A 14,770-nucleotide genomic window follows, 5' to 3' on the forward strand; every position below is an offset into this window, starting at 1 on the left:
AACTGTGTTGATTTGACATAATGAACCTTGCATTTTGTATTTTTGAGCATTAAACAACAAATTCAACCATCTTGATTGATCTCCATTTTATATCCCGATTTAAAACTAAAGCGAAATACAAGAAAACGTATAAAAATGCTAAAATTACCTATTTGAATCGAATTCGTTGGGCGGTTTCTACGTTCTATTTTGGAATGGGTTTGTGTTTTGCCACTTGGGCTAGCCGAATTCCGGATATTAAAACCGCTTTACAGTTGAGTGAAGGTGATTTAGGAACTATATTATTTGCCTTACCATTAGGACAATTAGTCATCATGCCTTTTTCAGGAAAATTAGTAACTCGTTTTGGTAGTCACAAAATCTTACTGTTTTCACTGTTATTTTATGTTTTTAGTTTGACAAATTTGGGCCTGGCTGTTCAGGCTTGGCAATTGTCCTTAGGCTTATTCGTCTTTGGAATTTTTGGAAATTTATCTAATATTGCTGTAAATACGCAAGGTGTTTATACCGAAGTCCTTTTTAAGAAAACGATTATGTCCTCTTTTCATGGGATGTGGAGTTTTGCAGGATTCACGGGTGCTCTGGTAGGATTGGGAATGTTAGCTTTTGAGCTGACCCCTTACACTCATTTTCTCATTGTTGCCGTAATCGTTCTTTTGATGATGGCTTTTAACTATAAATTTTTAATTAAAGCAAAGGAAACCATTCAGGCCGAAAAGAAGAAATTATTTTCGAAACCGGATAGTGGTTTAGTTTGGCTAGGCATCATTGGTTTTTGTTGTATGGCCAGCGAAGGGGTTATGTTTGACTGGAGTGGTGTGTATTTCAAAGATGTCATCAAAGCTCCCGGTCCATTAGTTATTTTAGGATATACTTCCTTTATGATTATGATGGCAGGAGGACGATTCTTAGGAGATGGTCTTATTCATAAATTTGGTCGAAAAACGGTCTTGCAAATTAGTGGTGTCATGATTTCTGCAGGACTTTTTACAGCGGTATTTTTCCCGTTTGTAATCCCAGCAACCATTGCGTTTATGTTTGTCGGATTAGGAGTTTCCACGATAGTACCTACAGTATACAGCGTTGCCGGAAAAAATCCAAACGTTTCTCCTAGCGTGGCGCTAACTACGGTTTCTAGTGTCAGTTTTTTGGGTTTTCTTATGGGACCACCTATTATTGGTTACATCGCGGAGTTATCAAGCCTCAGATTTTCATTCGCATTCATCGGTATTTTTGGGATTCTTATCGCATTAATGGTTTCCCGAATTAAAGCAATCGAATAAATAGAAGTTTTTAGGAGCACTACATTTCGTTTTCCGAACAACAGATCTTCCCGCTCTGCGCAGTATCTTTTTTTAAACGCAACCTAATTCGAAGTCCAAACTATGAATATAAAGCGTTTATAAAAAGGATACTTGCTTCTATCGGGGCTAATAATTTCTTTTTTATTTTATAAGAAAATTTTTATTTAAAATTACCTGAATGTTATTTTTTTTGTATATTTAATATTATTATTCTTTCAATAAAGAATTTATAAAGCATCAAGAATTTCAAATACCACTTTTTATAAGTATTCCTCTTGGGATTTACGTCCCATTTTTCCAAAATTCATTTTAATTATTTTCAAGTTGTTGTCCCATTTCGGATGACGCTTTCTATGCTTTTAGTTCCACCGTAAAGGAATTTTAACGGTGGAACTTTTCGCTAGGAAATAAAATCCTATCGACCCAAATTTCAGTACCGATATACCATCATCATCATTTAAATATATGAATAAATTTCACATCTGTTTTTTCTTTATCGTTCAAATAGGATGCGTTATAGCACAAAATAACACGGGATTTTTTGGTAAAGTCATCGATTCCAAAACGCAAAATCCGTTGGGGTTTGTAGTGATTAGTATTCAGAATACGAATCGTATGCAACTTACTACGGTAGATGGAAATTTTAGTTTTGATGCAGTTCCATCTGGAAATATATTGCTTCTGATACACAGTCAGGGATTCAAAGAGTCCCTATATCCTCTAGCAATTACTCAAGGACAAATGCTAGATTTAGGAACTATAATTTTAGAAGAAGACCAATCTACAGAACAGCAAAATAGTATAATAACACTTATCGAAAGTGATTTTGGCGAGGATAACAGCAGTTCCGAAAGTACCTCCGGGTTGTTGCAATCCTCCCGGGATGCTTTTTTACAAGCCGCCGCCTTCAATTGGGGACAAGCCCGTTTTAGAGTCCGCGGATTAGACAGCGAGCACTCCACGATGATGATCAATGGGGTTTCCATGAATAAAATTTATGATGGAAGACCCCAATGGGGGGAGTGGGGCGGATTAAATGATGCGCTACGCAATCAGGAATTTACACTCGGAACAGCGCCTTCGGATTATACGTTTGGTGGAATTTTAGGTACTCAAGAAATTAACACACGGGCTTCAATTTACAGATCCGGTTCCCGAATCTCATTTTCAACAACCAATACCAATTACAGCTGGCGTACCATGGCAACGCATGCTTCCGGGATGAATGCCCGTGGTTGGGCTTTTGTGGTCTCGGTAGGCAAGCGCTGGGCGCAAGAAGGCTATTTTGAAGGGACAAATTATGATGCGAATTCCTTTTTTATAAGCCTCGAAAAAAAGGTAACCGAAAAGCATTCCTTCAACTTAACGGCACTGTACACACCCAATTCCAGAGCCAAAAATTCTCCGAACACTGCCGAAGTTACGCAATTGACAAACGTAAAATACAATTCGTATTGGGGTTTTCAAGGCGGTAAAAAAAGGAATGCCCGTATGAAAACCATTGCAGAACCAACGATAATGTTGAATCATTATTATAAAATTAATGATAAGACCAATCTGAATTCTAGTGTGATGTATCAATTTGGAAAAATTGCCAATAGCAACATCGATTATCAAAATGCGAATAGTCCGGATCCAACCTATTATCGAAATTTGCCCAGTTATTACAGTTCCCTTTATGCACCGGATAACGGAGAATTTTCGGGAGCATTTACTCCAGATTATGAAAATGCAGCCAAAAGCAAAGCAAAATTTTTAGCAAATTCGCAAATTGATTGGACGGCACTTTATCAAGCCAATCAAAAGCCAGTTTTTGATTCCAATGGAACGATTACGGGTTATGAACCTGAAAAAAGTAAGTACGTTTTATACGAAGATCAAGTAGAAGACCAAATGGCGGTTGCCACAACAAATTTGAGTGCGCAACTGTCAGAAAATATTTATCTGAATGCCGGAGCATCATTCAAAAAATTGAAATCACATAATTCTCAAAAATTGTTGGACTTGCTTGGCGGTTCTCATTTTGAAGACATCGACGCTTTTTACAGCGGAAATCAATCTCAGTCTGATTTGAATCATCCCGACCGTCAAGTAGTTGTTGGAGATACGTACGGATACAACTATAATTATTTTGCTACTACTTTAGAAGCGTTTACCCAATTTAAATTTAGCTACAATAAAGTAGATTTTTATTTGGCTCAGAATTTTTCAACTGCCAATTATCAAAGAGAAGGTTTGTACAAAAACGGAATCTACGAAACCAATTCCTTCGGGCAAAGTGAAAAGGCGGTCTTCGAAAATTTTGGCTTCAAAGCCGGAATCAACTTCAAAATATCCGGCAAACAGTTGATGACTTTTAATGCGGCACATTTGACCAAAGCACCTTCTTTGAGAAATACGTTTGCTAATTCCCGACTGAATAATTCGATTGTAGACGGACTCGAAAGTGAGAATATTAGCAGTTTGGACGCCAGTTATGTCTATCGCTCCCCAAAACTGAAAGCCCGATTGACGGCCTATTATGCGCTAATTAAAAACGCGACTCAAATTTCCTTTTTTTATGCTGAGGGAATTTTTGATGACGGAGCGGGTTATTTAAACACCGATGCTTTTGTCAGTCAAACCTTAACTCAGCTGAATAAGAAGAATATTGGTGCCGAATTTAGTTTAGAATATCAATTAAGCCAAACTTTTAAAACTACTTTTTCAGCGGCTTTTGGCGAATATACTTTTGACAGTAATCCAAAAGTGACGTTGACAAATGATGCCGAGGCTTCCTTAGAAAACACTAGACCTGTTTTTGATTTTGGAAAGGCTGCACTCAAAAATTACAAACAAGCAGGAATGCCACAACGCGCCTATTCCGTGGGAATTGAATATCGAGATCCAAAATATTGGTGGATTAGTGCTAATGTAAATTACCTCACCAATAGTTATAGTGATGTTTCTCCCATTTCCAGAACCGAAATATTTTATAAAAATCCCGCAAGCGGTTTTAATTTTCCGGAGGCTACGGAAGAACGGGCAGCAACACTATTAAAACAAGAAGAATTTGACCCTACAATGTTATTAAATCTCGTGGGTGGAAAATCATGGCGCATTTATGGAAAGAATGTTGGGATTTTTGCCAGTATCAATAACGTACTTGATGTTTCCTATAAAACCGGTGGCTACGAACAAGCCCGAAATGCTAATTTCAGGCAAATCAATCAAGATGTTTCCAGCGGCACACCTTCTTTTGGTCCAAAATATTTCTACGGATACGGCAGAACGTATTTCGTAAATCTTTATATCAATCTATAAATTAAAGCAAATGAAACTAGCATTTTACAAATCCTTTTTATTATTGCTGTTGACAATCACATTTGGTAGTTGTGTAACGGATGAGGTTGCTGCTCCAAAACTTATTTGTACACAACCGGATTTAGTGACTAATACAACCATCAGCGAAGTGCGCGCTACTGCAAATGCCATTGTAACGCAATACAAGTACGATGATGTTATTGAGGCGTATGTAGTTTCCAGCGATGAATCGGGAAATTTTTTTAAGTCGATTTCTTTTCAAACTTTGGCAACAGCCACAACACCAGCCCAGGGATTTAGTGTACCCATAGATGCTACAAATTTGTACATTGATTACCGATTGGGCAATAAAGTATATATTAAGCTGAAGGACCAATATACGGATATCTCGTTTGGTGGCATGCGCCTTGGGAGCCTATTTGTGAATTCCTATAATGAAGGTGGAGTAGGGCGCCTTTCACAAAATGAATATAAAAAAGTGCTCAAGGCTTCTTGTACAACGGTAAAGGAAGCGGTTTTGATTCGGTCCTTAACAATGTCCGAATTGTTGAATGATTCGAATTTGAATACCTTGGTCGAAGTGTCCGATGTTCAATTTACAGCGGGTGCAATAGGACGTCATTATTTTGAAGAAACCAATAATGTGGGTGGAGCGACAAATTGGGGTTTAATGGATAAGTTGGGAAATAAAATCTATTTTAGAACCAGTAGTTTTTCTGATTTTTCAAGTAAAGTAGTTCCCAACGGAAGTGGAAGAGTGAGGGGAATTTTAACGAAATATGGAACGGATTACCAATTATTACCGCGTTCCGAAAAAGATGTGGTGATGACGGGAAGTAGAGAGGTTCCGTTCTTCTCTGAAGATTTTGAAACGGTAGTTGACAAATCGAACTTAAGTCTGCCAGGATGGTTCAATATGGTGGAGAAAGGAGCCCTTTTCTGGAAAGGCATAGTCTATTCCGGAAACGGGTACGCCGAATTTAATATTTCAGGAACAAAAGTAGCTTCTAATGTGGCTTGGCTGATTTCGCCAAAAATAGATATGGACGTTCACACGAAAGAAGTCTTGACTTTTAGAACGGCCCAGCATCATTTAGACGTCGATTCCCAGTTGAATTCTCTGGAAGTGTATATTTCTACTAATTTTGACGGATTGAACGTAACAACTGCCACTTGGATTCCGCTCGTTATTAATCTGCCCAAACAAGCAACGCCTTGGCATCAATTTATAGGAAGTGGTGGAGTAGATTTGTCTTCTTATAAAGGTAAGATCAACCTTGCTTTTAAGTATACCGGTTCCGGAAAAAACCTAGCTTTGGATGGTGCTTTTCAGGTAGATGACGTCCAGATTTTTGGTGTAAAATGATTTTTATAAAAGGCTTTACTTGAATTACTATATTTGCAGCCTTAACATTTAAATTAAATTATGAAATCTACTTTATTAGCATTAGTTTCTTTATTATTTGTTTCTTGTTTATCGGATAATGAAGCATCTAAACCTGTTGATTACACGGTTCAAAATGAAAAAGAAATCGTGGATTATATTGCCAAAAATAAATTAACTGCCACAAAAACCGATTCAGGTTTGTATTATGTGGTTAGTGAAGCAGGAACTGGCGCTCAACCAACAGCCTCCTCTAATGTTACGGTAGCGTACAAAGGGTATTTTACTAATGGAAATGTTTTTGATGAAAGTAAAGCAGAAGGTATTTCTTTTGGATTGAATCAAGTTATAAAAGGTTGGACAGAAGGTGTTCCCTTTTTTAAAGAAGGTGGCAACGGAGTTCTTTTGATTCCTTCTCATCTGGGTTATGGAAGCAACGGTAGCGGACCAATTCCAGGAGGCTCTGTTCTTATTTTCAATGTCAAACTGATTAAAGTAAATTAGTTTAAGACTATTATAAAATCAAAAAAGGCTCTCTATTTGGACAGCCTTTTTTAGTTATTTATTTTTTGATTTCAACGATGCTTATCGCATAACCTCCACCCGGAGCACTGAGTTGTGCCAGTTTTGATTTATTGGTCACCGTCATTTTACGAATCGTATAGGCTTGCGGATTGGTTTTATAATGTGCATCCTTGGCATCTGCGTAAATGGTGGCTACATATTTTTTTCCTTTTTCCAAGAAATCAAATTTTATCGTTGAGGTACGAGAAGTATCGCCGTTTACATTACCGATAAACCAATTGTTAGTCACTTTTGCTTTACGCGCAACGGTCACATATTGTCCTGGTTCTGCTTCAAGGTATTTGCTATCAGACCAATCTACTGCAACATCTTTGATAAACTGAAAAGCATCAGGAAAGCGATCGTAATTTTCCGGTGTATCAGCTGCCATTTGTAATGGGCTGTACATTGTTACGTACAATGCCAATTGATTCGCAATCGTACTGTTGACATGAGAATTATTATCCGGATTCAATTTGTTTAAATCCATTTCGAAAATACCCGGAGTATAATCCATCGGTCCACCCACTAAACGGGTGAATGGCAATACCGTTACGTGATTGGGTTTAGAACCTCCAAAAGCTTGGTATTCAGTTCCTCTTGCCGCTTCATTACCAATTAAATTAGGATAGGTTCTGGCAATTCCTGTTGGACGAACCGCCTCGTGCGCATTCAACATAATTTTATACTCGGCTGCTTTTTCTAAAGCATATTGGTAATGATTGACAATCCATTGGCTGTAGTGGTTTTCGCCTCTTGGCATAATATCTCCTACATAACCACTTTTTACAGCGTCATATCCATTGTCTTTCATAAACTGATACGCTTTGTCCATGTGGCGCTCGTAGTTGCGTACCGAACCAGAAGTCTCGTGGTGCATAATCATTTTAATGCCTTTTGATTTGGCGTATTCATGCAATCCTTTGACATCAAAATCTGGGTATGGAGTCAGAAAATCAAAAACATAATCTTTGGAGTGTCCAAACCAGTCTTCCCAACCTTCATTCCAGCCTTCGACTAAAACGGCATCAAAACCGTGTTTAGCTGCAAAATCAATGTATTTTTTTACATTAGTGTTAGTAGCACCGTGTTTTCCATTTGGCTTCGCTTTTGCAAAATCAGAAACGCCAAGTTGTACCGTAGGAAATTCATCCGTGTACGCCCATGAGCTTTTTCCTGCAATCATTTCCCACCAAACACCTACATATTTAACGGGTTTTATCCAGGAAGTATCCTCAATTTTATTAGGGTTATTCAAGTTTAATGTCATTTTTGAAGCCAGAATTTCTCTTGCATCATCACTAACAATGATGGTACGCCAAGGCGAATGATTTGGAGCCTGCATGTATCCTTTGTCGCCTTTGGCATCTGGTGTTAACCAAGATTCAAAAACCATGTTTTTATCATCTAGATTCAAATGCATACAGGAATAATTGATTAATGCCGCTTCGTGTAAATTGATATACAATCCATCCGCTGTTTTCAGCATTAGCGAAGTTTGAACTCCTGTTGTAGAAAAAGACTTTTGAGAAACATTTGCGGTAGTTGCTTTTTCTGACAAGCCTCTAATTTCAGATAATTTTGATGTGGTGTAATCGTATTCTTGAGTGTCATAATCCCCCGGAATCCAAAACGCAGTATGATCACCCGCCATAGCAAACTGGGTTCTTTCTTCTTTGATTACAAAATAAGTAAGGTTTTTTTGTGAAGGGAATTCATAACGAAATCCTAAGCCATCGTCAAACAAACGAAAACGAATAACAATTTGTCTGTCCGTTTCTTTTTGATTTAAGGTTACTGCCAATTCGTTATAATGATTGCGAATGGAGGCAACTTCTCCCCAAACGGGTTTCCAATTTTCATCAAAAGTTGTAGTTTTTGTATCAACAACAGTAAAATCATTTAACAACGATTTTTTGTCGTTTTTTAATTCAATACCCAATTTACTTGGTTTTACAACGGCTTTATTTTTGTAAGTTAAACTGTAGCTTGGAGTTCCGTCCTTTTGTAAGGAGAATTCCATTACAAATTTTCCGTTTGGTGATTTTAACTGCTGCGATTTTGCAGGGCTAAAAAACGCGAGCCACGCAAGGGCTGTGAAAAGAAATTGCTTCATTTTTTAAATAGAATTTGATAAATTAATTTTTCAGATTTGGTAATAGAACATGATTTTTACGAAATCGATTTATTGAAAAAACCAAATTTTTCCCGACTTCGAGAAAGTAAAAGTATACGCTTTTCGCATTACATATTTTTGTCATTCTAAAAAAGTAGATAGAGCCTTAATTTTTTATACGCAAGATACTGAATATGTTTGTTTTATGTAAATTTAGAACTTAAAAAAAGTAGTGTTTTTTTAATTAAAAAATGGGTGCTAAGATTGTTTTAGACTTTAAGATTCCCTTGAAAAAAGAATTTTGCTATTTTAAATTTGTTCCTATTCGCATTATTTTAGCTTCAAAATCTTCTCGTGGACCAGCTGCTTTGTTTTTAAGTTGCGAACGGTAATTGTAAATGGTGGATACCGAATACCGGAGGAAAGTTGAAATTTTTGCGCTGTCCTTAATGCCCAAACGAATGAGGGCGAAGATTCTTAGTTCCGTATTCAGCAGTTCGCCTTCCTTTAATTGTGTTACTTCGTTATCAATCAATAAAGCGCTGAATTCTGGTATGAAGTTAGGAAAGAGTTGCAAGAACGTTTTGTCAAAATTGCTATAAAATTCCTTAAGCTCATTTTCGACAAACTGTTTTGATTTTACGGCACTAATAAGGTCGTTCATTTTTCCTGTTGTAGCCATGACATTCAATTTTCGGCGGTATTCGTCTAATTTTCCGATATAATCGGAGCACTGATCCATATAGCGGCCAATGTATATTTCTTTTAAAAGATTGGCTTCTGTCAGCGTATAATTGGTCTCGTTTAACGTTTCATTGAAGGTTTTTAATTCTGTATTTAATTCCGAAAGTTTGCCGTTAGCTAAACCCAAATCCTGTTTTGCTTTAGACAATTTTTTCATTTGTTTAAAAAGTAAAAAAAGCACAGCCAACAAGAATATGGATAATATACTGGCACTTGTTAAAAACAGTACCAATTGAAATTGATTGGTTTCATTTTGTTTTTGATACGCCTCGTTGATAATGGGCAGCATCTTTGATATTTCATAAGTTCTCAGTCGGGCGTTACAAAAAAGAGCATCTTCGAGGGAGCGTTTGATGTATGTATATGCGTGGTCAATATCACCTTTTTCATACATTAGAAAAGCCAAGGAACGCAACGATATATATTCTTTTTTGGCCAACTGCAAATCAGAAATAGCAGAAATGGTCAGCCATTTTTTCTCCAGCGTAGCGTCTTTTTTTTGGCGATACGCCTGCGATATAATATAGGCAATAACCGCTTTATCTGGACTGTTGTGCGCAATATTTGGAAAATAGTTCAGTAATAAAGTCAGCGTTTCATCGTGTTTCCCGGCATCAAGAAGCGTACTTGATTTTGCCATAACATAAGCGCCTGATTGCGGTGCATAACAAATTAAGGAGGAATCACGGTGTTTTTTGGTTAGTAGTAAATACTTTTCTTTTTCCTGAGGTGAAGCCGCATAATCTGACATGTAGCCATAAACCACACTGTTTACGGTATAATAATAGCCTTTAAGATCAGGCGAAGTATTAATATTGATTCGGTTAAGAATATCGGTTGCTTCCTTGTACATCCCTAATGTTCCCATGATAGAGGCTAAACTTAATCGCGCATGATTACTCTTTTGGCTATCCTTTAGTTTCGTAGCAATTTGAAAACTCCTTCGAGCGTAAACCAACGCTGAATCCGACTGATACGATTTATACTCAACATATAATTTCCCATATGTATTGTATTTTTGAATTTCAGTTGAAGAGTTTGACAACAATTCTTTGAGTTTGTTTATCTCGCGCTCTTTTTTATTGGAATAAAAAGCATAATCCACTATCGTTTGATCCAATTTTTTCAGCAATTCTTCCGAATTATTTTGGGCAAAAAGAAAAGCAGGAAATAGGAATGCAATAAGGAATTTCAAAACGCGATTCATTTCAATGGAATTATATGGGTGTAAAAATAATTAAAAATCCAAAGGAAGTTCAAAAGTATGAAATGCTAAAGTAAGAGTTTTCAAAATAACAGCAAATCGTTAATTTGTTTTTGTACTTCTTTGGACTGATTTTCGGTTGTATCCAAAAACTATCATTATTCACGGCTTCTAATTTTTTATAAACCTAGAACTCCATAAGTCCCTGACAAATCATTAAATTTGTAGCTTATTCAAAGACATGTTAGAAAAAGAAACAATAAATTTCGAAAAAACGGCTATAGTTGGTATTGTAACTCAAAACCAAAGTGAAGAGAAACTACGTGAATATCTTGACGAATTAGAGTTTTTGACTTTTACCGCTGGTGGTCGCGTGGTGAAACGCTTTTCGCAAAAGATGGAGCGTCCCAATCCCAAGACGTTCGTTGGTACGGGAAAAATTGAAGAGATTCATCTTTTTGTTAAAGAAAATGAGATTTCAACTTTGGTATTTGATGATGAATTATCGCCTTCACAGCAAAAAAATATATCTAGAATCATTACAGAATGTAAAATTCTGGACAGAACGCACCTTATCTTGGATATTTTTGCGCAACGTGCCGAGACTTCGTATGCCAGAACGCAAGTAGAATTAGCACAATGTCAATATTTATTACCAAGACTTTCCGGAATGTGGACGCACTTGGAGCGTCAAAAAGGAGGAATTGGAATGCGTGGACCAGGAGAAACGGAGATCGAAACCGACAGGCGTATTGTTCGTGATCGAATTGCGTTATTGAAAGAAAAAATAAAAAGTATTGACAAGCAAATGGGAACCCAACGTGGCAATCGGGGCGCAATGGTTCGTGTAGCTTTGGTTGGGTATACCAATGTTGGGAAATCAACTTTAATGAATGCTGTCGGGAAAAGTGATGTTTTTGTAGAAAACAAACTTTTTGCCACTTTGGATACCACCGTTCGAAAAGTAGTCATCAAAAACCTGCCTTTCTTACTTTCGGATACCGTAGGATTTATCAGAAAATTGCCAACACAATTGGTTGATTCTTTCAAAAGTACGCTGGATGAGGTTCGTGAAGCTGATTTATTATTGCACGTAGTTGATATTTCGCATCCTGAATTTGAAGATCATATTGCATCGGTAAATCAAACTCTATTGGACATTAAAGCCAATGACAAACCCGTTATTATGGTTTTCAATAAAATCGATGCTTACAAGCATTTGACCATTGATGAAGATGATTTAATGACCGAAAAAACGCCAAAACATTACACGCTTGAAGAATGGAAATCAACTTGGATGAGTAGAGTGGGTGAGCAAAATGCGTTGTTTATCTCGGCTACTAACAAAGAAAATTTCGAGGAATTCAGAGAACGTGTTTATGAAGCGGTACGACACATTCATATCACCCGTTTTCCGTACAATAAGTTTTTATATCCGGATTATAAAGACGCGGTGGAGAAAGAAGATAAAGACGAGGAAGAAATCGAATAATTTTCTCTAAAAGACAAATACACCAATCCCTTTTGACATTTTCAAGAGGGATTTTTTTTGGGCATGTCCCAGCTTTCTCTGCGTTGTGGCTGCATCAGGCTGTTCGCTACAATCTTTACTTCGCTGCGCTGCATAAAAGGATTTCTGCTGTCATCCTTCATGTGGGCTTTGGTGGTGATTGCCATTGCAATTTTTTGCAATTTTTGTAAGAAAAATTTAATATATTTGAGAATGAATATTGTGTTATAATTAATATGCCGATCTATCCAATTTTGGATGCTTTAGTACGATTTTGTCACATATATAAACCAGTAGGGTAATATTATTAGAAATGAGTAAATTGATGCAATCATACAGAAAAGATTGGAATAAGTTAAAAGAAATTATATCTAATGAGACTATAAAAATCGAAATTATTAAGGATGATGTTTCAATAAATAAACTTATAGATTATTTAATATCAGCAGAAGACCACCGCTACAAATATCATGTTGGTTTTGATATAATTGCAATAATTAGAGCCTTTAAAAATCGAATTTTATATAAAAAACAGGAAGGTGCAAGCACTATAGAACAGCAACTAGTTAGAACTATTATAGGAAAGTATGAAAAATCACTATCTAGGAAATTAAGAGAGATTTGCCTTGCTTTTGCCTTAAAGTTGTTTATTGACAAAAAAACAATTGCTCTTACCTATTTAAATATAGCTTATTATGGCACAGACTTTAAAGGACTAGATAAAATTTTAAAAAAATTCAATCTAAAAAAAGGTGATTATATAAATGATAATATTTGTGCTGAAATAGTATCACGCCTTAAATACCCGGAGTCCACCAAAATGAGTACTAGGTTAAAATTGATTGAAAATAGAAAAAAGTATCTTTTAAAATTATATGAAAAACATTCAAATTATAAATTATTAAAAATTCATGGGTAATATCAGATCATATTTGCAACTTTCGGAGAAAGCACTAAAAATTGATGAAGTCTATTCATCGCCAGATAGTTTTTTATCAACATATTTTGAACTTGAACCTTTAGAAAAAAAATCGTTTCTAAGTCATTTTATCATTAATAACAACCCATATATTTTTAAGAGTGTTCCGATATTGTATCAACAAATAATTCAATATCTGGCACAAGAACTTGAGTTAGAAAATGCAGATATAAAACTAATTGGCAGTGCAAAGACTGGTTTTTCAATAAGTCCCAACCCTGATTATGGAAAACCATTTTCTGGTAAAAGTGATTTAGATTTTACAATATTTAATGAAGCTCTATTTAATAAATTAAAAATTGAATTCAATTTGTGGGCAGATCAATATGAAAATCAAAATCTTGTCCCTAAAGAAAGTGAGAAAAAATATTGGAATGATAATCTAACAATTGTTCGAAAGAACTTGAATAGAGGATTTATTGATACCTATAAGATACCCAATAGAAGCATATTCCCATTGACAATGAAAATTAATAATTGTCTTTTTTTAATTTCATTTAAGTTGAACGAAATTCATGGGATTGATAGCTCTAAAGCATCGTTGAGAGTTTATAAGAATGAACAATTATTTTTAAATCAATTAAAGTTGAATACAGAATATATATTGAAAAGTCTATAAAAACATTATCCCCACTGGCACTCGTCTGTGCATGTTCTCTGGTGCTCGCCTGCGATGAGTACCTACTCAAACGAAAATAAAAATTATTGCGTTTGTAACCCGAATCACTAAAAAAAGCTATTTCAATCCACTACAGAATAAAAAAAAGACCTTTAGCAATTTCTAAAAGTCTTTTTTTATAAAATGGGTCTTTAAAAACCATAATTAACACCTAATCCAAATACTTCTCGTACTTGTACCGCTTTGATTGTGTTGTGATCGTATATTCCTTGTAAGGCCAAATTGGCCGTTATGTATTTGTTGATTCTCATGAGAATGTTCATTTGATAATCAACATCAATATTCTCTGGTTGGTCTAAATAATTGGAGTATAAATTCAATCGGTTTTCAACAGAAATATTAGCCATTACATTGAATTTATAATAAGCTGAAATGCTGGCCCCAAATTCAAGTCGGGAACTATCGCCTTGCAATACTCCAAAAGAAGAGCCGAAATCAGTAAAATGTGGGTGAACTAAAATTAATTTTGCGGTAGCTGGAGAAAAATTAACGCTTAAATTATTGCTTTTTTTCCACCACATTCCGGGTCCAAATTGGAAATAAGCAGGGGAGAAAAAATGAGAAATGGTAGTGCCGTTGTTATCATTACCAACATCCATTTGTGTTTTGAAATTAAAAAAAAGCGAGTAATTCCAATCTCCTTTGGCTTTCTTACCCCAAAGGGAATTCAATTCTAACCGGTCATCTGTCTTTGATATTTTTGAACCGGTTACTTTGGTTAATCCGTAAGCGGCTATGAATTTATTGTCCCAAATCACAGCTCCATTTTTATAATTGAAATCATAATTCAGTCCAAAATTTCCGGCAAGGTTTGAAGTCCCACCGCCCAACCATTTACTATTGAAAGCAGTCTGATTAAAAAGCAAAGAAATATTCCCTTTTTTTGTCCAAAGTTTTATAGTGTCATTTGTAGTTTCCTGTGCCTTAACGAAATTCGCAACTAGGAGCAACACTAAAGAAAATACGATTTTTTTCATGGCTTT

Annotated in this window: 10 protein-coding genes; 7 read left to right on the plus strand and 3 right to left on the minus strand. The window is 35.9% G+C overall.

Annotated features, from left to right (window positions below):
• Positions 1 to 71: 71 nt before the first annotated feature.
• From AC0608_RS04420 to AC0608_RS04435, 4 genes are all read left to right on the plus strand, one after another.
• Complete coding sequence (locus tag AC0608_RS04420) at positions 72 to 1,283, plus strand: MFS transporter (protein WP_478288259.1); 1,212 nt, start codon at positions 72 to 74, stop codon at positions 1,281 to 1,283.
• A 486-nt stretch (positions 1,284 to 1,769) separates the two neighbouring features.
• The gene (locus AC0608_RS04425; RefSeq protein ID WP_478288260.1) at positions 1,770 to 4,607 is read left to right on the plus strand and encodes a carboxypeptidase-like regulatory domain-containing protein; all 2,838 of its coding nucleotides are present in this window, start codon (positions 1,770 to 1,772) and stop codon (positions 4,605 to 4,607) included.
• A 10-nt stretch (positions 4,608 to 4,617) separates the two neighbouring features.
• Positions 4,618 to 5,973, plus strand: coding sequence for a DUF5689 domain-containing protein (locus AC0608_RS04430; RefSeq protein WP_478288261.1), 1,356 nt, complete (start codon positions 4,618 to 4,620; stop codon positions 5,971 to 5,973).
• Between the two features lie 60 nt (positions 5,974 to 6,033).
• Positions 6,034 to 6,495, plus strand: coding sequence for an FKBP-type peptidyl-prolyl cis-trans isomerase (locus AC0608_RS04435; RefSeq protein WP_478288262.1), 462 nt, complete (start codon positions 6,034 to 6,036; stop codon positions 6,493 to 6,495).
• A gap of 58 nt (positions 6,496 to 6,553) precedes the next feature.
• Here the strand turns inward: AC0608_RS04435 and AC0608_RS04440 are convergent, their stop codons facing one another.
• The gene (locus tag AC0608_RS04440; protein WP_478288263.1) at positions 6,554 to 8,671 is read right to left on the minus strand and encodes a glycoside hydrolase family 97 protein; all 2,118 of its coding nucleotides are present in this window, start codon (positions 8,669 to 8,671) and stop codon (positions 6,554 to 6,556) included.
• A gap of 304 nt (positions 8,672 to 8,975) precedes the next feature.
• Entirely contained in the window at positions 8,976 to 10,622 is a 1,647-nt protein-coding gene (gene susR, locus AC0608_RS04445) for a SusR family glycan utilization regulator (RefSeq protein ID WP_478288264.1), read from the minus strand.
• 238 nt (positions 10,623 to 10,860) lie between these two features.
• Between susR and hflX the strand changes: the two genes are divergently transcribed.
• The 3 genes from hflX (at position 10,861) to AC0608_RS04460 (ending at position 13,727) form a co-directional block, all read left to right on the plus strand.
• Positions 10,861 to 12,111: a GTPase HflX gene (hflX, locus tag AC0608_RS04450; protein WP_478288265.1), complete on the plus strand. Its 1,251-nt coding sequence runs from the start codon at positions 10,861 to 10,863 to the stop codon at positions 12,109 to 12,111.
• A 343-nt stretch (positions 12,112 to 12,454) separates the two neighbouring features.
• On the plus strand, positions 12,455 to 13,048 hold the full coding sequence (locus tag AC0608_RS04455) for a transglycosylase domain-containing protein (RefSeq protein ID WP_478288266.1): 594 nt from the start codon (positions 12,455 to 12,457) through the stop codon (positions 13,046 to 13,048).
• Positions 13,041 to 13,727 carry a hypothetical protein gene (locus AC0608_RS04460; RefSeq protein ID WP_478288267.1) on the plus strand — a complete coding sequence of 229 codons (687 nt, stop codon included), beginning with the start codon at positions 13,041 to 13,043 and terminating at the stop codon, positions 13,725 to 13,727. The genes AC0608_RS04455 and AC0608_RS04460 overlap by 8 nt, the downstream gene beginning before the upstream one ends.
• 191 nt (positions 13,728 to 13,918) lie before the next feature.
• On the opposite strand, the gene AC0608_RS04465 is transcribed toward AC0608_RS04460, so the two are convergent.
• A complete protein-coding gene (locus tag AC0608_RS04465) occupies positions 13,919 to 14,764 on the minus strand; it encodes a DUF3078 domain-containing protein (protein ID WP_417959091.1) in 846 nt (281 codons plus the stop codon).
• Between the last annotated feature and the right edge of the window lie 6 nt (positions 14,765 to 14,770).

The sequence above is a fragment of the Flavobacterium sp. GNP008 genome, assembly GCF_056428965.1.

What these genes read in the sequence shown, in the direction of transcription:
- AC0608_RS04460 (WP_478288267.1), top strand. Translation starts at nt 13,041, where the DNA reads ATGGGTAATATCAGATCATATTTGCAACTTTCGGAGAAAGCACTAAAA.
- hflX (WP_478288265.1), top strand. Translation starts at nt 10,861, where the DNA reads ATGTTAGAAAAAGAAACAATAAATTTCGAAAAAACGGCTATAGTTGGT.
- AC0608_RS04465 (WP_417959091.1), bottom strand. Translation starts at nt 14,764, where the DNA reads ATGAAAAAAATCGTATTTTCTTTAGTGTTGCTCCTAGTTGCGAATTTC.
- AC0608_RS04430 (WP_478288261.1), top strand. Translation starts at nt 4,618, where the DNA reads ATGAAACTAGCATTTTACAAATCCTTTTTATTATTGCTGTTGACAATC.
- AC0608_RS04435 (WP_478288262.1), top strand. Translation starts at nt 6,034, where the DNA reads ATGAAATCTACTTTATTAGCATTAGTTTCTTTATTATTTGTTTCTTGT.
- AC0608_RS04425 (WP_478288260.1), top strand. Translation starts at nt 1,770, where the DNA reads ATGAATAAATTTCACATCTGTTTTTTCTTTATCGTTCAAATAGGATGC.
- AC0608_RS04455 (WP_478288266.1), top strand. Translation starts at nt 12,455, where the DNA reads ATGCAATCATACAGAAAAGATTGGAATAAGTTAAAAGAAATTATATCT.
- AC0608_RS04440 (WP_478288263.1), bottom strand. Translation starts at nt 8,671, where the DNA reads ATGAAGCAATTTCTTTTCACAGCCCTTGCGTGGCTCGCGTTTTTTAGC.
- susR (WP_478288264.1), bottom strand. Translation starts at nt 10,622, where the DNA reads ATGAATCGCGTTTTGAAATTCCTTATTGCATTCCTATTTCCTGCTTTT.